The sequence below is a fragment of the Aquisphaera insulae genome (assembly GCF_011064615.1).
Lineage (GTDB): Bacteria > Planctomycetota > Planctomycetia > Isosphaerales > Isosphaeraceae > Aquisphaera > Aquisphaera insulae.
Genome location: NZ_JAALJH010000066.1, coordinates 27,874 through 50,380, shown reverse-complemented (window position 1 = coordinate 50,380; position 22,507 = coordinate 27,874). Strand labels below are relative to the sequence as shown.

2 protein-coding genes are annotated in these 22,507 nt (G+C 70.5%); one reads left to right on the top strand and one right to left on the bottom strand.

The window, feature by feature from the left end:
• Positions 1 to 478, top strand: a 478-nt coding sequence (locus G6O54_RS26670) for a class I SAM-dependent methyltransferase (protein ID WP_165230174.1), incomplete at its 5' end; no start/stop codon positions are given.
• A 231-nt stretch (positions 479 to 709) separates the two neighbouring features.
• On the opposite strand, the gene G6O54_RS26665 is transcribed toward G6O54_RS26670, so the two are convergent.
• On the bottom strand, positions 710 to 22,507 hold the full coding sequence (locus G6O54_RS26665; protein WP_165230171.1) for a beta-propeller fold lactonase family protein: 21,798 nt from the start codon (positions 22,505 to 22,507) through the stop codon (positions 710 to 712).

Here is a 22,507-nt window from a genome sequence, read left to right as displayed (position 1 = left end):
TGACCTGGCGGCGACGACCGTGGTGGAGCTGGGCGTGCGCCGGGGGTCGAGCACGCGGGCCTTGCTGGAGGGGGTCGCAGCGACCGGCGGGACGGTCTGGGGCGTGGACCTGGAAGACGCCCACGGCATCGACGACCCGCGGTTCGTCTTCATCCACGGCGATGCCGGCGATCCGGCGGTCGTGGCGCGGTGGGAGTCGATTGATCTGCTCCACATCGACACCGATCCGCACACCGAGGCCCAGACCCTGCGCTGGCTCGACCTCTACGCCGATCGCTGCCGGGCGATCGCCTTCCACGACGCCCATCACCCCGGCTTCGCCGTCGGCAAGGCCGTGCGGTCATTCGCCGCCCGCGGCGGCTGGGACGTTTTCGAGTACTGGGGGAACCCGTCGGGGTGGACGGTGATGGTGCGCCGGGGCGAGGCCCACACGATCGGAGCGGTCCTTGGCCACCTGATCCCGGGTGGCGGCCTGTAGCGGGCGCGCCGGTTGTGTTCCCGGCTGCCGCGACTGTCGCGTGGGCCGCGTCGCGATCACGGTCCCCGCTCGACCCGGCTCGAGCCTCATCCTCGGGGTCTGGTTCCCCCCGTCCGCGCAGGGAGCCGAGTCGGACGGGCCCGGGATTCGACGGTCTGGCGAGTCGAGTTCCCCCCAGACCGCACGCGACGTCAACACGGGCACTTCATCGCACCGCCCCGCGGCTCCCGGTCAAAGTCCGCCGCGGCGCCTGAGCAGGTTGGAGGAAACCGTCTTGGATCCCGAATGTCCCGACCGGTAGATGAACGGCCCCTTCGGGTGCTTGCCGCGACTGAGGATGAGGTTGAGGTAGGAATTCCGCGCGTTGGACTGCACCTGGCCCTTCGAGTAGCCGGGGGCCCGGCCGGCCTTCTCGATCATCCGCCGCTCGGCCGACTGGAAGAAGCTCAGGACGATCCGTGCGGACGGATATCCCCGGCTGAAGACCTTCGTCCAGAACTTCAGGTCGGCGGCCTGGGGGGCACGTCCCAGGACCTGGTTGTAGAGGGACGTCACGAAGAGGACGGATCCGGTCGGGTGGACCGAGTTGATCCGGATGACCTCCCACTCCGCCAGGTAGGCCTGGTTCAGGACCGCGGCGGGGGTGACGGCCGATGCCCGGCCCTGCTGCGAGAGGAGCTGGCGTTCCGTCAGGGCGAAGACGGAGTTGACCACGATCGAGGGGGCCAGCCCGGCGTCCATCCGGCCCGCCCAGTCGTCCAGCTCGGCGGCGAGAGGATCCCGGCCGAGGACCGCCTGGAAGACCGAGCTGATGAACGCGGCGTGGGCGGCGTAGGCCGGCGTCACGATGGTGAGCGTCCCGTCCACGTACGTGATGTCGTAATTCGCCGCGTCATAGCCGGAGATCCCGATCCGGTAAAAGCCCGGAGGGCTGCCGTCGGTGGCGATCGTCGAGAAGACCGGCACGCCGACGACCGCGGTCCCGAGGTCGTCGCCGGGGACGAAGCCGGACATGGTCGCGGTGAAGGCGGGATTGGGCTGGCCCTCGACACGCACCGCGTCGGCCGCCCGGATGATCAGCGGTGCCCGGGAAACCACCTCGGACAGAGGACCCGAATCGTGCGAGGCATAGACGCCGTCCCCCGAGTAGGACGCCGTGATCCGGTGTGTCCCGGCGGAGATCGTCCCGAGTGATGGGCTCACGGCGCGGCCGCGGATCAGGCTCGCCGGGACTCCCATGGGGTTGCCGTCGATGAAGAACTGGACTGTCCCCGTGGGAACCGGGCCGGGCGTGGCCGGCGTCAGCACGAGGACGAACTGCTGCGATTGCCCGTAGATCGGCCGGTCGACGGTCTGCGTCAGCTTCGCCACGGTCGCGACCGGCGGCGTGTAGGTCTGGCCGACGGTCACGGAGAGCCCCCCGTTGTCGGTGATCGTCAGCGTCACGAAGTGAGTGTCCGAATCCTGGTACACATGACCAACGGTGAGGATTCCCGGGCTGGTCGCGGTCGGCTCGATCAGGAATCGTCCCGTCTGGCCGTTGAGGATGTAGGTGGAATCGCGGTCGACCCGGGTCGTCGTCCCGTCGCCCCAGTCGATGGTCGCGGAGTGGGTATCGAGGAGGCCGGGATCGCCGAAGGTATCCGTGAGCGTGAGGATGCGGCCGGGGACGAACGACCTGATGGGGAGCAGGTCCGCGGTGGGCGGCAGGTTCCGGATCGGGGCCGAGGTCGTGGCCAGCGCCGACACGCCCGCGGAGTCGATCACCTGGATCGCGATCGGGAACGATCCGAAGGTCTGGTAGACGTGACTCGCGGAAATCGTCCCCGTGGTCGACCGTCCCGGGCCGCCCTGCCGGACGGACAGGGTGGCGGGGCTCGAGGATCCGTCGCCCCAGTCGACCACCGCGGTGAACGTGGCGACCGCGCCCCCGGACGTGAAGCCGGTGTCGCTGAAGGACACGCCGGAAAGCACGAAGAGCGAGCCCTCCGCGGCCCCCGACTGGGGCGGAGCCACGATCGTCGGCGGGACGTCCACGACGTTGAACGTCGCGGTCGCCTGCTCGCCCTGGTCGTCCACCAGGGTCAGGGTCGCCCGATGGTTCCCGTTGGTCGAATAGGTGTGCGTCGCCGTGATGGTCCCGATGGTGGGGACGCCCGCACTGCCCAGGGTGACGACCACCGCCGCCGGGCCCGAGGATCCGTCGCCCCAGTCGATCGTCGCGGTGAAGCCCGGGCTCGACCCGTTGGCGGGGAATCCGGGCGCGGAGAAGCTCGCCACCGCCTGGATCGGGACATTCAGCCCTCCGGGGATGTCGGCGATCGGATCGACGATCGGGGGCACATCCTGGACGGTGACGCCGAATGCGCCCCGGCCGGTCGCCCCGTAGCCGTCCGTGACCGTGACGATCACCTGGTAGGGGCCGGGACGGCCGTAGCGATGACTGCCGCCGACCGAGCCGAGATCCGTGGGCGTCCCCGGGCCGGAGATGGCCGAGGCGGGGACCGTCTGGAGCGGAGTCCCGTCACCCCAGTCGATGCTCGCCGTGTAGGTCGTTGGCGCCCCGAGGTCGGTGAACGTGAGCGAGCTCAGGTCGAAGAGGGCCCCGACGTCGGCCGTTGCATCCGGGCCGGTCGAGACCGTCACGACGGGGGCCCCGACGACGACCTGGAACGTCGCCTGGCCGGACAGCCCCTCATTGTCGGTGACCGAGATCGTGACGACATACGTGTTGCCGGGGGCGAAGAGGTGGGAGCCCGAGATCGTGCCCGTTGTCGGCACGCCGGGGCCGCCATTGGTCACGCTCAGGATCCCCGGCTCGACCTTGCCGTCACCCCAGTTGATCGAGGCGGTGAACGCCTCGAGGTGATCCGACGTGCTGTAACCGGGATCGTGGAAGCCGGCCGCCCCGAGCGTGACGAGGGTGCCGGCGGCGACCGTCTGGTTGGGGCCCGCGGTCACCGTCGGGGCTATGTTCGCGATCGTCAGCGTCGTTTCGTAGTCCGTGTAGCCGCCGAACGTGTCGGCGATCCGGCCGTGGATGACGTGGGAGCCGGAATGGGCCAGCAGGTCCGCCGGCACGCCGGCGCTGGGGGTCGTGCTGCCGGCGATCTCGAAGGTCCCGTCGTCGTCGAAATCGTAGCTGTACAGGAAGCCGGCCGCGACCACGCCCGAGGCCACCGAAGTCGAGCCCGTGAACGCGACCGTGGCCGTCCCCCCCTTCTGGGCGGGCGACGCGGTGAAGGTCGCCGTGGGCGGCGTGTCGAGGATCGTCAGCGAGGTGGGGGCCGACGTGGCGACGCTGCTGTCGGAGTAGCTCACCCGGACGCGAACATTCGAGAGGATCTCCGGGATGTTGATCCCGAGCGCCTCGAGGGCGCTCCAGGACAGGGTGACCTGGGCGGTCTCCACTCCCGCGACGTTCTGGAAGGACGCCGTTCCATCGTTGAAGAGGCCGGAGCCGGTGAGGTCCCAGGCCGCGGCGGTCGGCGTTCCGAGGGACGTGGCGGTGAGGATGAGTCCCCCACCGGCCTGGATCACGTACGGCCCACCGGCGTCGATCGACGAGGCGCCGTACTGGACCTGCACGGGGGCGGATGCCGAGTACGCCGCGATCTGGGACGGCGTGTAGTTGGCGTCGATCGCCGTGGCCTGGACGGTCACCGCCCCGCCCAGCGAATACTCATGGCTCGCCGAGGTCGCGTCGCTCGGCAGAGTGTCGGTCGTCCCGTCTCCCCACGCGACGATCCAGCCCAGGATCGGATCGGCGGTGACCGGCACCGCACTGAACTGGATGGAATAGGGCTGGCCGACGGTCGTGGGCGAGCCGGCGGTGAGGGTCACCGCGGGGGCCGCGTTGGCGACCGTCAGGGTCGTGAACTCGTCGACCGTGTTGGTGGTCGACTCGACGCGAAGGCCGATCTTGTAGGTGCCGGGACTCCCCAGCCCGAGCGCCGCCAGGCGCGACCAGGTGAGCGTCGGCGTCAGTCCGATCGCGTCGCCGTAGGAGCCGTCACCCTGAAGGTCCCAGGCCACATTGAGGATCTGGGTGCTGGTCGCGGGGGTGGCGGCGCCGTTGAGGGTCAGGTTGCTTCCCGCCGTGATCGTGTACGGACCGCCCGTGTCGATCGTCGCGCCGACGAATCCGGGGATGTTGCTGAAGTCGGTATAGCCCACGATGCCGTAACCGCCGATGACCTGGACCGAGCCGCTCGGGATTTCGGGCACGCTCGGGTTGATCGGCCGGTTCGAGGCGTCGAAGAGGAGGGTGTCGTAGCCGGTGTTCCCGGTCAGCGTGACGCGGGAGGTCGGGTCCAGGCGGCTGCCGCCGACCTGGACGACGTTATCGCCCGTCCCGAGCGTGACGCCGATCATGTCGCCGGCCGCGGCCGATTCAAGGAGGACGAAGTTGCGGCCGTCGCCGACGGCGATCGAGAGGTTGGTGTTGGCGGTCGTCGGATGCGCGGTGACCACGTTGTAGCCGTTGCCGAGCTGCACCGTCGTGGTCCCGGCGGGGTCCTGGAGGAGCACCGTGTTCGACCCGTTGCCGGCCTGGATGTTCAGCGTCGCCACCGTGGCGGCCCTCGTCTCGGTGACGAAGTTGTCCGCATCGCCGAGGGTCAGGTTGAGGGTGTCCATCGCCGTGTGGCGGACGTCCAGGGTGGACGGCTTGGGGCTGCCGCCGGAGACGGGCCGGAACGAGGCGAGGCCGCCGTGGAGCGTCCCGGCCCCCGCCTGCGAGGCGACGAAGACGCCGCCGTCGGCGCCGCCGCTGAGGGCCAGCGAGGAAGGCTGATCGAGGCCGAGCGTGCCCCGGATGACCTGCTCCAGGACGAGCGTCCCGTCGTCCTGGCGGCCGTAGATCGCCAGGGTGTCCTGCGTGCCGCTGGTGACGTAGATGTCGTGCCCGCTCGGAGAGGTGGCGACGCTATCGGCACCGATCAACCCGCGGGCGCCGGCAACCCCCTCCTGGACGACCTGGAAGGCCTTGAATGTGGCGCCGCTCCGCTGGAAGACGGCGAGCGTGCCGTTGGTCTGGCCCGTCACGTAGACGTACTGATCATCGGGGCTCACCGCGACCGAGCTGGCACCGTCGAGCCCCTGCGACGTGCCGGAGAAGGTCGCCGCGACGGACAGGTCGGACGCGTTGTAGACGACCAGCGTGGCGCCCGCCTGATCCAACGCATAGAGGTAGCTGCCGTCGCGACTCACCGCCAGGCTGACGAGCCCCGAGTATCCGCCCCACGCCAGCGGCCCCTTGGTCTGGGTGAGCGCGCCGTTCGAGGTTCGGGACAGCACGGAGATCCCGCTGCTCCCGGCCGCGTAGAGGTGGGTCCCGGTCGCATCGATCGCCAGCGACGCGTAAACACTCACGCCCCCGGCCGAGGTGTTCCCCACGAAGGTCAGATTGCCGAGGCCGTCGCGCGAGAAGATCGCGATGGTGTGGTCGGTGGGCGACGCGACGTACACGTTGGCGCCGTCCGGGCTGACGATCACGGCGTCGGCGCCCGCCAGGCCGGTGACCCCCGCGGTCCTGTCCAGGAACGCCTGCCGCTGCGAGAGGTCGGAGGCATTGGCAACAACCAGGGCCCCCTGTGCCGAGTTGACCGCGTACACGCTCTTTCCGTCCGGGCTGACCGCGACCGCCTGGAGGCCCGGCAGCGAGTACGCGGAGGGATCCGGGCTCCGCAGCGACGTGATGTACTGGAAGCCTCCGGCCGCCAGCGACTGGGCCGTGATCGGGACGATCGAGCCGCCCAGCGACGCGTTGACCGATTCCGCGGAGCCCGTCGGCACGAGCGTCGCCCAGACGGCGTTGGCGGGCAGCCCGGCGATGATCTGGCTCTGTCCGGAGCCCCCGAAGAGCGGATTGCTCAGGACGCCGCCCACGGCCAGCGCGGGCGCGAAGCTCGGGTTGGCGGACGGCGAGAGCCCCATCGTCGGGCTCGCCAGGGCATTGTCCGTGAGGTTGACAAACAGGACCAGGTCGTATCCCGCGTATTGCGTGAAGCCCGCGGGGATCGCCTCGCGGAGCACGGTCGCCAGGGCATTCGAGGGGGCATTGGCGAGGGCCGTCTTCACGCCCGTCGAATCCAGCAGCGCGGTCAACAGGCTCCCCTGCGGCACCAGCCCGTAGACCTCCGCCCCGCCGGAGACACCGGCGATCCGGGGCGTGGACGGGGAGTTGCTCAGATACGGATTGACGGCGACCATGCCGGTCGTCGAATAGGTCTGGGCCCCGGTCGCCGCGGGCGTTCCCCCGGCGACGTTGCTTCCGAGGATCAGGCGGCCACTGCCGCCGGCATTGGCGCCCGCGCCCCCCGAGGTATTGACCGATCCGCCGGAGGCGTTCAGCGCCGTGGCGAAGAGCTTGATCGTCCCGCCGGCGCCACCTCCGCCGGTGCCGCCCCCGCCGCCGCCGGCACCCGAGCCCCCCGTGCCGCCGCCGCCGCCGCCCCCGCCCCCGCCGCCGCTGGCGGAGAATCCGGATTCGCCGCGGGCCCCGGTCCCGCCCCGGGTGTCGGACGGCGGATCGCCGGAGCCGCCGGCGCTGCTGCCCCCCGACGAGGCGGCTCCCCCCGTGGACCCACCCGAGCCGCCCGAGCCGGACGTGCCGGCCTGACCGTCGCCGCCCCGGGCGTTGAGTCCGACGCCGGCACCGACGTTGATCACGCCGTTGGCGAGGATCTCGATCGCTCCTCCACCGGCCCCGCCGACGCCGCCGGAACCGCCAGTCCCACCGGTCCCGCCCGTGCCGCCGTAGTTGCCGTAGCCTCCACCGCCGCCATAGGTGGACGTGATGGTATCCCCGCCGCCGCCGCCACCACCACCGCCACCACCGCCGCCACCCGAGCCGCCGCCGCCGCCACCACCCGAGCCGCCGCCGCCGCCGCCGGAACCGCCGGAGATCAGGAGCCCATTGGTCCCGGGGTTGGTTCCACCGCCGCCGCCGCCGCCGGTGCCCCCGCCCAGGGTGGGGGAATTCCCGTTCGATCCGTTGTAGCCGCCCCCTCCTCCGTACCCGCCGGGGCTGAAGAACGATCCGTCGTCGCCGCCCTCACCGCCGGCGCCGCCGGCCCCTCCCGGGCTGGCCCCCGCGCCGCTGGTCCCGGCTGTTCCCCCCGCGCCGGTGCCGCCGGTCGTATTCAGTCCCGATGTCCCGGTCGATCCCGTCGTCCCCGGGTTGCCGGCATTCCCGGTGCTCCCGGTCGAGCCGCTCGTGCCGGGCGATCCCTCCTCGCTGCTGCCGGCTCCGCCGTTCGCGATGATGGAACCCCCGTTGCCGCCGCCGCCGCCGTTCCCGCCCGTCACCTGCCCGCCGCCGTTGCCCCCGCCGACGCCCGCGGTCGTCAGGTAGGCGGACACATCGATGCTCGTCCCCGCGCCGATGTTGACGTCGTTGGCGGCATAGAGCGACACGGCGTACTGGCCCGTGGCCGTGACGGTGGAGTTCGCCGGGATGTCGAGGTCCCCCGCGAACCGATACTGCAAGACCCCGTTGCCGATGGCCTGGACGTAGAAGACGGTGCCGTTGAAGCTCTGGCCCGCGGAGAGCGTGCTGTCCTGGTTCGTCGTCTGGTCGTGGACGACGATCCACTGGTGCAGCGTGTCGAACGTGATCGTGAGCGGATGGGTCGTCGGCGACGTCGGCGGGACGGCGGCCGGCGAGGGGGTCGCGGCGACGGCCGGCGAGGTCTCGATCGCCACGATGTTGGTCGCCGCCGTGACGCCCGGCGTCCACGAGACGGCCTCCAGGGCCGCGAAGCTCGTCGGGAACGCGAACGTCTGGAACGTGCCCGTGGTCCTGACCGTGAATGACTGGACCACGGTCTGGCCGTTCGCGGTCTTGCCGGTGAACGTCAAGGTCCTGGGCGTGGTGCCGGAGACGAGCCGGAGCGAGATCGCGTAGAGCGAGAAGAGGCCGGAACCGGCCGCCGTGCTGTCGGCCGTCGCGAGGGTGAAGACGTTCGACGCATCCGCCGCCTTGACCGATGTTCCCACGTTGTTGTCGGGCACCAGCCCGTTCGTCCCGGTGCTCTGAAGCGTGAACCCGGCCTCGGTGTAGCTGGCCGAGGCCGCGCCCAGGCTCGAGAACTGGATGTTCGCCAGGGTCGCGCTGTAGCTCCCATAACCCGAGGATTCCAGCACGTTCTGGCCGGCGATCAGGGTGACCCGATCCCGGTTGAGGGTGACGTCGGCCGGGCCGGCGTTCGAGGTGATCCCGAGCGTGTTCTTCCCCGTCCCGCCGAGGATCTGAATCGTGTCCGCGCCGTCCGTCGAGAGCACGCCCGCGCCGTTGCCGCTCAGCTCTCCATTCGACGCCAGCCACGAAACGGGCGCCGAGTTGGCCTGGTTGTCCACGATGAGGGTCTGGACCGAGACTTGCAGGTTGGCCAGGTGGCCCTGGTCGAAGCCGGAAGGATCGCCCGGGATCACGACGCGGACCGTGTTGATCCCCGCATTCCCCAGGATCATGGTGGAGCCCGTCCCGATCCCCTCCACGCGGAACGTGTCGTCGCCTCCGTTCCCCTTGATCAGGAAAGCGGCCGGCACGTTCTCGTTGATCGTGATCGCGTCGCTGCCGCTGCCGAGGTCGAGATTCGCCGAGGCGAAGCCGCCGAAGGTCACCTTCCCGATCGAACCCATGCCGGTGACGACGGCCTGCGAGGTCGTCGGCCCTTGCAGGAGCTGGATGCCCGTCATCGATTTGGTCTGGAGATGGGCGTCGAAGAGGATGGTGTCGCCGGTCCCGAAGCCTGTGACCGTCATCGGGGCGGACGTGCCGGTGATCTCGACGTTCGTGATCCCGGATCCGGCCGTGACGAAGACGCCATCCTCGGGATGTGCGGCCAGTCGCGCGGCCGATACGCCGAACGTGTCCGCCACGGTCAGGACCTGCGGCAGGGCCGCCGTCCCGCCCGCTCCCAGGTTCAGGGTCAGCGCGGAGATCCCCGTGAAAGAGAGCGTCGCGCCGGGGGCGTCGATCAGGTCCGCGATCGACGCCGGCTTGAGCGTGGGGTATCGCGTGTTGACGTCGAGACTGTCGTCGACGACCAGGCTGTTGTTGCCGCCCCCTCCCTGGATCGCGAGCGGTTTCTTGAACTGGGCCAGGGTCTCATCCGCATTGAAGACGCGGGCCGGCCCGGCGAGGGTGGGGATCGCGATCGCCTGGCTGGCCGCCGCCGGCCCCAGGCCGCCCAGGAGGATCGCGTTGTCGCCGTCCCCGGTGGTGATCGTGGTTCTGGCATACGTCCCGAGGACGTCAACGGTACTGGCACCGCCCAGGGTGTTGAGCGCGAGCGTCGCGACGTTCACATAGCGGAGCTGAAGCCCGCCGCCGTAGAGGTCCGCTCCGTCCAGGACGTTGGGCTCGTTCGCCAGCACGAGGCGGTCGCCGAGACCGGTGCCGTTCACCCGGACGGAGTTGGTCCCCGCACCTCCCAGGAAGATCAGCGGGGCATTCAGGACGGCCTGGCCTCCCTGGGCCGCCGCGTTGACGGTCAGGGCATTGTCCCCGGCGCCGCATTCGATCGTCGTGATCGCGGACGTGCCGTTCACCGTGAACGTGTCATTGCCGGCCGTGCCCAGGATCGTCAGGCTGCGGATCGACGAATAGGTGATCGCGACGGGCCCGCCGGGGGCCGTGGTGAGGACCTGCGTCTTCGAGATCGTGTAATTCTCCGAGGAAGGGCTGCCTGTCAGTTGGAGGAGGTCGTTCCCCGCGCCGCCGAGGACGGTCGTCGGGACGCCTCCGGGCAGCCGGTCCAGGAAGATCGAGCCGGTCCCGTCTCCCACCGCGATGGTGGCCCCGCTCGCGGTGATCGAGCCGGCGACGTGGATCACGGTCGAGCCCGAGGCTCCGCCGTGGAGCTCCCCGAGGATCGCCAGCTTCCCGGCGGCGGCGATCGTGCTCGACGCGGCCAGCGTGATGTTCCCGGCCGCGTCGATCGTGATCGCGCCGGCGGTACTCCGAAGCGTCCTGCCGTCCTTGAGCGTGAAGGTCTCGCCCCCCGCGGGCGCCAGGTTGGGGACAAGTCTGACGTCGGCCGCGGACGACACGTCGGCATCCGCGATCATGTCGCCGGTGCTCCGCACGACGATCGGTCCCGAGGCGGTCAGGCCCGAGGCCAGCAGGCCGGCGCCCACCGTCAGGCCGCCCGAGTTGTCCAGCCAGAGGCCCCCCGCGCCGGCCTTCGCGGAGAGGCTCCGTATCTGGGCCTCGAGCGGCGTTGAGACGGAGCCGATCCCCTGCGCCGCGACGAGCGAGGCCCTGGGGCCGACGAGGACGACGGCCCCCGCGGCCCCACCGCTGAGGATCTGGCCGGCAGACGTGAGGTTCAGATCCCCCGACGTCGACTGCGCGAGCCGAAGGCTGAGGTCCCCGGCCGTCTCGCGGACGTTGATGTCCTGGGCGGCCGTCAGCGAGACGGTCCCGGCCGCGGCGTGGGCCGAGTTGATCTTGAAGGGGGCCTGGGAGGTGCCGATCCCCGCGCCGGCCGTGAGGGCGATGTTGTTGCCGATGACGTCCGTCGCGGCGGAGCCCGCGGCGTCCAGGAGGGAGTCGGTCGCCGACAGCGAGACGTCGCCGAACCGGGAATAGACGGACTGGACGTTGAGGGAACCGGTCGCCGAGAGCGCGACGTTCACCGCCGCCCCCGTCCCGGCGTTGATCGTCAGCGGCCCGCTGATCGACGGGCTCGTGAACGAGTAGCTACCGCTCGTCGTCCCGCTGGAAGTCTGGCCCGAGACGAGCTCGGTGTCCCCGAGGCTCAGGTTCACCGTCGCGCCCGAGAGGACTCCGGAGGCGGAGAATGGGGACGTCGTGCGATTCTGGCCCGCCGCCGAGAGCGTGACGTCGCCCTTCGCGGTTGCGGTCAGCGCGGGCGTCGACTGGCCGGCCTGGATCAACTGGACCTTGACGGGATTCGCCGCCGAGCCGATCGCGCCGTCGCCGCTCGCGAGGTTGACGCTCGCGGTCTGGATCAGGGCTCGGGTGCCCGACGCCAGGACGCCGCCGCCGCCTCCGCCGGTCCGCGACGCGACGCCGATCGTCACGGAGCCGAGGGGATCGAGGATCGATCCGGCCAGGATGACGTTCGCTCCGGCCTCGCTGGCAATCCGGACGGCCGTCCCGGTGGCCGGCCCGATGTTGCTCGTGTAGTGGAAGCCGCCGGTGCTCGCGGAGCTGACGGTGATCGTCGGGCTGGCCGTGCTGACCTGGTCCGCGATGTCGTGGAGGAGCAGCTCCTTGGCGGAGAGGTTCTGGATCAGGACGGCCGCCGCCGAGGGGTTGAGATGGAACGAGGCGTTGCCGCTGATCTGGCCCGAACCGTTGCCGGGCGTGCCGAGCGTCGCCGAGGCGAGCCCCCCCGCGCCGGCGGGGATGTTGTCCACCGAGATCTGGCTGGCCGTGCTGCTGAAGGTCACGCCGCTCTGGACGACCGCATTCCCGCCGGCGTCGATGGTGAGCCGCGGTCCGGGAGCGTTGAGGGTGACGTCGGAGTTGAACTGGATCGCGCCCGCGATCGGGACGGTCTGGGTGTTGCCGGAGGAGCCCGTGTCGATGAACGCCCCGTTGCGGTCGGCGACCGTCGAGAGCGCTGGGGTTCCCGTGTTCGCCGTCACCACCAGGCTGCCGGCGGCGATCTTCGAGCCGGCCGCCGTGGTGAGGGATGCGGAAATCGTGCCGATATTCGAGGCGGTCGAGTTGGTGCTGGCGCCGACGTCCGACGACGAGCTCGAGGACTGGACCGTCAACGAGGGGCTGCCGGTGTCCGCCAGCAGCGTCACCGAGTTCGTGCCCGCGAGGCTTGTCCCGCCGGCGATGGTCAGGCTGGACGAATAGGTCGGGGTCAGGGTGGCGGTGGCGTTGGTGCTGGCGCCGACCCCGGCGGAGCTTGTGGTGGCCTTGACCACGGCGGACCGCTGCGTGCCCCCCTGGGCGGCCACCTGGACGCTCTGGCCGGAGAGGGAGGCACCGGTGTTGACGGCGGTGGTGGCGGACGAGGTGACGGAGCCGGTCGCGGTGGACTTGCCGGAAACACCCACGCCGCCGCCGCTGGCGGAGGCATCGGCGTCGGCGGATGTTCCGGTCCTCGATCGGACCAGGATCGCCCCGAACGGGGCCGTGATGACGGACCTGGCCCCAACCGTGGCGGTCGCCGGATCGGTCAGGGTGGTGGTGCTGTTGGCCTGGGCGAATTTGATGAAACCGCCCCCGGTCGCGCTGGTCGTCGCCGTGACCGAGTCATCCTCGGAGAGGGCGTCGAGCGTGAAGCCGCCGCCGTTGGCGGAGGCCGAGGCGCCGGAGCTTCCGGTGCCGAACGTGGCCGCGCTGCTGTTGCTCAGCGTGACGGTGCTGGTCGGATTGCCCGAGGCGATCCCGCCGGAGCTGGAATTGGTGCTCGTGGCCAGGGCCTTGGTGGTCGTGTTCGACGAGGTGACGGAGACGGAATAGCCGGAGAGGTTCGCGCCGTCGCCCACGGAGGCTTCCACGGCGCGCTGGACGTTGGTGGTGGAGGTCGAGCTTCCCCCCGCGCCGAGCCCTCCGGTCGTGCCCACGGAGCTGGTGGCGGCGGACTGTGACGACGTCGCGCCGACCGACGTCACGGCCGACGGGAGCTGGCCGCTGGAATTGAGCCTGGCCCCTCCCAGGACGTCCGTCGAGGTGCTGCCGCCGATCGTGGTCGTGGCCGAGCAGATGCCCACGCCGACGAGGCCGAAGGCGGAGCCGTTGCTGACGGCCTGGACGTTGAGCGTGCTGCTCGAGGCGACCGAGATGGCACCGGTAACCTGCACCGAAGTCCCCTGCCCCACCGTGGTGTGGACCACCGGGCTGACCGTCGCGGTGGCCGTGCCGCCGACGCCGGAGCCGCCGATCGCGACGGTGACGGCCGTGGCATTCGCCGTGGAGGTGGTCGTGTCGGTCGCGGTGCCGCTGACCTGCAAGGACCCCGCGGTCAGGTCCGCATTGTCCAGGCCGGCGGAGACGCTGCTCGCATCGGAACTGCTCGTCGTCGCGACGCCGACCGACGCGCCGAAGATCCCGATCGCCAGATCCAGGATCCCGACCGTGGCCGTGCTCGTGACTGCGTTCGAGGCCGTGACTCCCACGGCCCCGGCCGCCTTGATGGTGCTCTTCGCGTTCGCCCCGGCGCCCGAGATGTGGGCGTCCACGATGTTGCCCGTGCTGCCGATGGCGTTCGTCGCGGTCGCTCCGCCGCCGGAGAGCGCGACGCTCACGCTCGAGAGCGCGGCGGAGATGCTCGCCGCGTTGGCCTTGGCCTCGGCCGTCGTCGACCCGGAGGCGTTCACGGTCAGGGCACCGGCCGAGCTGGCCGTTGCGGAGGAGAGGTAGGCGCGGACCGTGTCGTTGACGCGATTGGTGGCGAACCCGATCCCGATGGCCAGCGTCCCCGCGAATTCGCCGCCGGCCGCGACCGAGACGGCGCCGCCGACTCCCCAGGCGGTCAGGTTCCTGGTGTCGGTCGCCTGCACGAGGATGTCGCCGGAGCCGGTCGTGGTGACGGACCCTCCCTGGACGAAGGCCTCGACGTCGTTGGCGGTGGTCGTCGTGGCGTTGGCGCCCGCGCCGGCGGCCGAGACGGCCACCCCGCCGGCGCCGGAGATCGCCGCGGCGCCGCCCAGCGCCTGCGCATTGATCGTGACCGACTCCGTCGCCTTGACCTGGACCCCGGCCGTGCCGCCGTCCGCGGCGGGGCCGGAGGCCGACACGGTCGCATTGACGAACGTCGCCTTCACGGTGTTGGCGACGTTCGTGCTCAGCTCCGCAAATCCAACGGCCACCCCGACGCCCGCTGCGCTGCCGCCGCTGATGCCCAGCCCCACGCCCCCCGCTCCGGCGGTGACGTTCGTGGTGTCGGTCGCCAGCACGCGGGCCGCCCCGGCGGATGCGGCGAGGCTTCCTCCGTTGGAGACGTACGCCTCGACGTCGTTCCGGATCGAGTTCTCGACATCCGCGCCGGCAACCGAGATGCTGGCTCCCCCATTGGCCCCGATACCCACGGCGAGCGCCCCGCCGATGCTGAGAGTGGAGATGGTGCTGACGACCGTCGCCATGACCCCGATATCGCCCGACGCGGAGGAAACCGTGGAATGATCCACATAGGCCCTGACGGCCGGATCCTGGATCGTGTTGCTGGCGTAGCCGACGCCCGCCGAGACGCCCACCCCGACGCCGCCGCTCCCCCCGACGGTCAGGCCCACCCCGCCCGCATTGGCGGTGACCGTCGGGCTGTCGGCCGCGGCGATCAGGATCGGCCCCGAGCCGCGGACTGTGACCGTGGACGACGCCGCGACGTGGGCATCGACCGTGTCCTTGATCGTATTGCCGGAGCCCGCGCCCGCGAGCCCCACGCCGCCGCCGACCTCGCCGCCGCCGCCGACGGCGATCGCGCCGCCGATGGTCAGGGCGGAGATCGTGGGCGTCTCCGTCGCCTGCACCGTGATGCCCGACGAGGTCCCGGTGGTCGCGACGGTCGCCCCCTCGACGTACGCCTTGACGACGTTCTCCACGTCATTCGTGGCCGCGGAAAGGCCGAGCGTCACGCCGACCGCCGTGCCGCCGCTGATGGCGACCCCGATGCCGACTCCGCCGCCGTTGGCCGTGACCTGGGAGACGTCGGTCGCGGAGATCGTAACCGGACCGCTCCCCCCCTCGATCGAGGTCGGCGCGGCCGTCGTGCCCACGACCTGGGCCTCCACGTCGTTCTTGATCGTGTTGTAGGAGTACGAGCCCGCGACGCCGATGGCGACTCCGTTGCTGCCCGAGGCCACCGCGACTGCGCCGCCGATGGTCAGGGCCTTGATCGTCGCCGCCTCGTTCGAGGTCACCGAGACCCCCTGCCCGGCCGTCACCTGGGAGGACGTGACGAACGACTTGACGGTGTTGAACACCTTGTTGACCGCGACCGCCGCCCCCAGCGAGAAGCCCACCCCCGCGCCGCCGGATCCGCCGATGCCGACGCCGATCCCGACCCCGCCGCCGTTGGCCGTGATGGTGGACGTATCCTTCGCGTTGACCCGGACCTTTCCGGAAGTCGAGCGGACCCTGGCCTTCCCTTGGATCCCGGCCTCGGTGTCATTCTTGATGACCATCCCGGACCCGGCCCCCGCGAAGCCGATCGCCGTCCCGCCTCCGCCTCCCCCGCTGATCGCGACGGCCCCGCCGATCGCCAGGGCGAAGACGGTCGCCAGCTCGGCCGCGGTGACGTTGACGTCGCCCTTGCTCTCGACCGTCGCACCGTCGATGGTCGCCTTCGTCTGGCCGTTGATCAGGTCCACCGCCACGCCGACCCCGATCGAGCCGGCCAGCCCGCCCGACTCGCCGCCCGACGTGAAGGAGAGGGCGAGGGAGCCGCCGACGTGGAGCGCGTCCAGCGTCTGCGCCGCATTGACCTGGACTGACTGGCCGGCCGCCAGGTCGTTGATCCCCGCGTTGACGGTCGTCCCCTGGCCGATCCAGGCCAGGACGGTGTTGTCGATCGTGTTCACGGACGCGGAGCCGGCGATACCGAACATCAGGCCCCCCGCCCCGGCGGCGCCGACCGTCGTCAGATTCTCCTTGCCGACGGCGTCGATCAGGAGCCCCTGGCCGGTCAGGTCGCCGGTCGGTGTCGTGAGGGCCTGGCCGTTCCCCTTGGCCACGATCACGGCATTGGTGGCGACGTAGGCTTCCACGGTCTGGCTGATGACGCCGACTCCCGCGGCCAAGCCGAAGCCGGCCTTGTCGCCGGCGCCGAGGCCGCCGCCGACGATGATGGCCGTCAGCGAATCGTCGGCCGAGACCATCAGGCTGCCGGCGGTGATGACCGTCGCGCCGCTGTCGACGTAGGCGCGGACGTCGGTCGTGATCCGCTGGGCCGCGGCGCCCCCGACCAGGCCCAGCCCCTGGGTCCCCAGCGCGAGGCTTCCGCCGACCGAGACGACGTACTCGTTTCCCCGGGCGACCACCTGGACATTCCCCGTCGGCTCGATGTCCGCCGCCGGGCCGATGCTCGCCACGACGGTGTTCTTAAGGATCCCGACGTCGATCGCCGCGCCGATGCCGACCTTGCCGGAAACCGCCACGCCGCCGTCGGCGGAGATCAGCCGGACGTTGCCGTTGGCGGTGATCGAGACCGTCTGGGGGGCGATGTCCGAGGTCGCCTTGAGGATCGTCCGGTCGAGCAGCCCGGCGACCGTCTTGATGTCGAACTGGTTGAGTCCCACCGATCCGGCGAGGGCCCCGCTGGCCGCGGTGTTGGCGTTGAACGACGTCCCGGCGCCCCCCGCGGCGAAGGTGTAGACCTGGTCCGTGCTGGTCGCCGTGACGTTGGTCGTGACCGCGTGCAGGGTCACGTTTTTCGTGTAGGCCGACGCCTCGCGCTGACGGCCGTTCGAATCCGCGGCGAAGTTGTTCCAGGTGAACGACCCGGCGAGCGCGGCGGCGGAGGCGGACGCTCCCCCCTCCTCGCCGGCCTGCATGTAGGCCGCGATGGCGCCGGAGATGGCGACGTCGAGCAGGGTGGTCGTCGCCGAGACCGTGAGCGTCTGGCCGGCGTTGACCGTGACGCCGTCGCTGATGAAGGCCCGGGTGGCGTCGTCGTGGAGGTCGTTGATGGTCACCGCACCCGAGATGTTCAGGCCGTACTGGCTGCCCTGACCGGACGCCGGATTGCTGGCCGGGCTGGCGTTGGCCTCGGGCTCGCTGGCCGAAGGTCCCCCCTGGTTCAGGTCCAGGACGTCTTCGATGATGTTGGCGCCGTCGAGCACGGAATTCGAACCGCTGCTCCCGGAAGGGCTGCCGCTGGGGTTCGATTCGCCGCTGAGGCTCCCAGTGCCGTTGCCGGTCCCCTCGCCCTCATTGGCATGGTGGCCGCCGCCGCTCCCGACCGAGCCGGCCAGCGAGACGATGAAGATCTTCTCGTCCGTCGTCGACGTGACCGAGACGTTCTCGCCCGCCGAGACCGACCCCGCGACGGCCTGGGGCGTCGCCGGCGTCGGGTTGCCGATGAACGCCTCGGTGTCGTTGGAGAGCCGATTCCAGGCGACCGACGCCCCCACGCCGATCGGGGCCAGGCTGTAGGCGCCGGTGATGAGCACGCCGAAGAGCGTCTGATCCGCGCGGACCGTCACGTCCTTGCCGGCCTGGACCGTGGCCGACGAGTCGATGTAGGCGAGGTTGGTGTTCGCGAGCGAGGTGAAGGCGACGCCCCCCTCCACGCCGAACGAGTGGCCCGCCCCCCCCTGCTTCGTGAGGTTCACCAGGAAGTCGTTCGTCGTCGAGGTGACGTCGACGTCCTCCTCCGCGTGGACCACGGCCCCCGCGCCGATGGCCGCCTTCGACGCGTTCGTGAAGTCGAGGTAGACGAACGTGCCGCCGACCGACGCCTCGCCGTGCTCCGTCGGGACCAGGATGGTCGGGATCGCGGTGAAGCCGCCGGCGTTGATCGCGTTGGTCGTCGCCGAGGAGGTGACCTCCACCGACTGGGTCGAGGACTCGAACGACGGGTCGAGGTTGACCTTCGCCCCGGCTCCGATCGTGGCGGCGGCCTGGTTGTTCATCGTCAGCAGGTTGACGCTGCCGGAGACGGAGAGCCGGCTGGGCGTCTTGGTCTGTGCGTCCTCGTCGCCCGACTCGGACGCCGCCCCGACGTAGGTCGTCGTGATGGTCTCCGGCGCGCCCAGGGTCGGCTGGAGATACACGGAGATGTCGCCGAGCAGGCCCACCGCGAGCTGGAACCGCGACAGGAAGCTGTCCACGGCGTCGAGCGTCTGGCCGTTGAGGCCGACGTGGCTCACGGAGGGGAGGCTCGACTGGGTCTCGTTCACGAAGAACTGCTTGAGCTTGTTGTAATCCTCGATCGGGAGGATCGTCCGGGGGATCAGGGCATTGGCCGATACCTCGGTCTTGCCGGTCGCGTTGACGCCGACCGTGCTGTCGATGGAGGCGAACGCCTGGTTCGACTCGTGGGCGTCGGAGACGGCCCCGCCGATCGCGATCTCCGACTTCGAGAGCCCGGCGCCGATGGCCGAGGAGCGGAAGGTGTCGGTCGCCGAGGCCTCGACCGTCAGGTCGCCGGCTACGGCCGGGGTGGAGCCGTCGGCCGGCTTGCCGCGGACGGCGAAGGTCGCGGTCGCGCCGATGTGGGCGTCCGCCCGGTTGGTGCTGTTCGCCACGGCGACGCCGGCCCCGATCCCGAGCAGCCCGGTCTTCTGCCGGACCCCCCCCGCGGCGAAGTTGTAGTCGTTGCCGATCTTGTTCAGGACGCCGATGTCTTCCAGGATCGGCCGCTGCCGGACCACCGTCTCCGCGATCGTGTTGTTGTACTCGTTCTCCGACTCCGATGTCACCGACGCGGCGCCGCCGGTCGTCGTCACGCTGCCGTCGACCTGGGACTTGCTGGACGAGGAAACGTCGCTGATCGAGACGGCGACCCCGCTCCCCTGGTTGTTCCCGGAGCCCGTCTGATTCTTCGGGTTGTAGAGCCCCGGCGCCATCACGATACTCGCCGTGTTGACGCGGAAGTCGTTGACGTTCGTCGACCCGATGACGACCCCCAGGGCGGTGATCTGTGCCCCGGCCTGGATCTCGGTCACCGACTCCGAGATCGCCTTGCCGTAGGCCACGGAGATGGCCGGACCCGGGATCTTGAAGGCGACCGACTGCGCCCGATTGGCGAATCCGTTGGCCAGATACGTGCTATTGGGGAAGACCGTACCGCCGGTGATGTTGACCTCGGCCTCCATGGTGTTCGTCACGGCGGACTTGAGCGTGAACTGGCCACCCGCGAGGATCTGCACGCCCGAGCCGATGGTCGTCGTGGCCCGCCCCTCGGAGTCGGCGTAGGCTGCCCCCAGGATGAAGGACGGCGTGGAGACCTTGGCCTGGGCGGTGCTGGCGCTCTCGATGTCCACGGCCTTCGAGGCGATGATGGTGGTGGAGCCCGTGATCAGGACGGATGTCGTCGCCTTGGCCACCAGGCCCTCGAAGACCGGGAACAGGCCGAAGAGCTGGATCTGCTGCCCGAGCCCGGTCAGCAGGTCGCCGGGGCGGATCAGCGTCCCGGGCGAGATCGTGTTCCCGCTCTGGTCCTTCGCCACGATCGGCAGGTCCTGCGGAAGGACCGAGGAGAGCAACTGCTTGACGACTACCGTCCCGGTATCCGTCTCGGCCTTGAGGAAGTCCGCCGAGGAGAGCGTCAGCACGGTCGGGCTGATCTGCGCGACCGTGAAGGTCACGTTGTCGTTGTAGCGCGAGCCGGCGGCGATGATCTGCTGGCCGATCGCGAAGCCGTCCGAGATCCAGCTCCCGCGGTCGCGCGTGATGGTGGCGCCGGTCGTCGGCGTGCGGTCCGTGAACGTCAGCGTCGTGTCGGTGGGATCGCTCAGATTCCCGACGGTCTTCCCCGCCACGTAGCTGGCCAGTCCATCCTGGAAGACGTCGTAGCCGGCGAACCGATTCGACGTGGCGTTGGCGAAGATCGAGACGTTTCCCCCCTGGAGCATGGCGCTGGTCACGGCCACCGTGGCCCTCACGTCCTCCTGCTTGAAGGGCGTGAGCGCCCCGGCCCAGGTGAAATCCAGGGCGGCACTGGCGGAGAGGAAGAGGTCCCCGGGCGTGTAGGAGCCGGTGGCCTGGGCCAGGAGCTTGGTCCCCGGCCCGATGGTGATCGCCGGCGCCTGGAGGGTGATGCTGCCCGAATTCCCGGTGGACGCGGCCGAAGCGGGATCGCCCCCCGCGATGGTCCGGGTGCTGATGACCGGGGCGGCCTCGCTCTGGTCCAGGCTACCCGCGACGACAATCTGCAGGGCGGCGCCGGTGCCGTCGGGCGGGAGGAAGTTGACCGTGTCCCCGTCCTTGTAGCCGGTCCCGGGGCTGATCAGGGCCGCCGTCGGCGTCCCGCCGGAATCGACGCTGATCTTGACGGTCATCCCCGTCCCGGAGCCGGACGAGGACGAGGCCGCGACGCTGGCGAACGACGCCCCGGCGGTCCACGAGGCCCCCGCGAGCTGCGTGGCCGTCCCCAGGCTGGTGACCACGGCGCTCAGCGGCTCCGCGCCGTTGTCCGGGGAGTCGAACGTGACCGAGTCGCCGACCTGGTAGCCGGTGCCGATCGCGTTCAACGTCAGGGCGGGCTCGCCCTGCTCGTCGGTGGTCACGTCCACCGTCATGCCGGTCCCCGCGCCGGTCGTCGAGGCCTGGGCGAGCGCCTTGAACGTGGAGTTGGGCGTCCACTCCACGTTCACCTGCTGGACGTTGATCGCGGACGTGATCGTGACCGTGATCGAGTCGCCGACGTTGTCGGGCGGGTAGAAGACGACCGTGTCGCCGACGTGGTAACCCGTGCCGAGGTCGTGGACGAAGGCGGTGGGATTGCCGTTCGCATCTACCTTGATATAAGCACTCATTCCGGTCCCGGTCCCGGAGGTGGCCGAGGAGGGGACCGTCGTCCAGAGCTGGTTCGCGGTCCAGGCTTGGAATCCGGCCGGCGGGGAAGGCGTGGTCAGGACGGGCGTGACCTCGATGAGGACCGGCGTCCCCTTGGTGTCGGGCGGGTTGAAGAAGACCGAGTCGCCGGGCAGGTAGCCGGTCCCCGGGCTGGTCACGACCACGGTCGGATTGCCCAGGGCGTCGGTCGCGATGCTCGCGACCATGCCGGTCCCCTTGCCGGTGGTCTTCGAGGCGGGCACCGAGGGGTTCGGCCGGTTCGGCGTCCAGGCGTTGAACGTCGTGGGGACGCTGGCCTGCTTGATCGCCGGCGTGCCGGTGACCTGGAGCTTGACCGGGGTGCCGTGGCCGTCGGGCGGCTGGAACGTCACGAGATCGCCCGGCAGGTAGCCCGTCCCGAACGCGGTGATCGTGGCGACGGGCGTCCCGGATGCACCGACGGCGATCGAGACTTTCATCCCCTGACCCTGCCCCGTCGTCGAGGACGGCGCGACCGCCGCGAAGGTCGCGCCGGGCGTCCAGTCGGACTGGGGCACTCGATGCTGATCGGCGATGGCCGGGCCCGCGATGATCGCGTTGGCGGCGTTGACCGTCAGTCCCCCCGGCGCGGCGATGCTGGCCAGGCGGACCGTGTCGCTGGAGGTCACGTTGATCGCCGCGGTGAAGGATGCCCCCAGCGGCGAGACCGCCAGGGTGGTGGTCTTCGTCCCCGGGGTGATCTTCAGCGTGGTCAGCCCCGCGTTGCTGAACGTGACGCTGGCGAACGTGGGCGTCGAGTTCATGCTCCGGATGGTCGACTGCGTGCTCCCCGCGGCCACCACGCCAATGCTCTCGTTCTCGCCCGCGGTGATCATCGAGATCGTGGTCGAGGTCGTGCTCGCCACGATCGAGGTCAGCCCCTTGTAGCTGAGGACCTTGGACCCGAGCGTGACCGTCCCGGAGTCGGCGCCGGTGGCCTGGAAGGTCTCCTGGGCATAGCTCCCGCCATTGAAGCTGAGCGAATCGGTGCCGCCGCCGCCTCCGGAGATCTGACCGGATACGCTCCCCGCCATCCCGACGACGAACTGATCATGGGATCCGACGCCCCCGGTGAGGTTCCCGACGCCCGAGAAGGAAACCGACCCGTTCAGCGTGCCGCTATTCGGCCCGGTGATCTGCCAGACCGAATTGCTCGACGGCCCGACGAGGGTGTCCCCGCCGCCCTGCCCCTGATCGCTGAGGACGCCGCCATTCCCGGACAGGGCGGACGTCAGGGCCGAGGTCACCGTGAGCGAATTGGAGCCGCCGCCGAGATTCACCCCGATGACCAGTGGGGCGGCGGCGCCGACCGTCCGCGCGGACCCGCCATCCTGGAAACTCTGGGAATAGGTCTGGCCGCCATCCACGCTGAACTGCAAGAGGCCGCCGTTGACCGACACCGTCAGCGCGTCGTCCGCGCCGTCGCCGACGAGGCTGACGTTGTTGCCCGAGACCGAGGCCGCGACGGACAGGTGGATCCGGTCTTCCAGCCGCTCCACGCCTGAAACGAAATGCTCGAACCGCCTGATGACCCCGGCGGACCGTACCCGGCGCCGCAC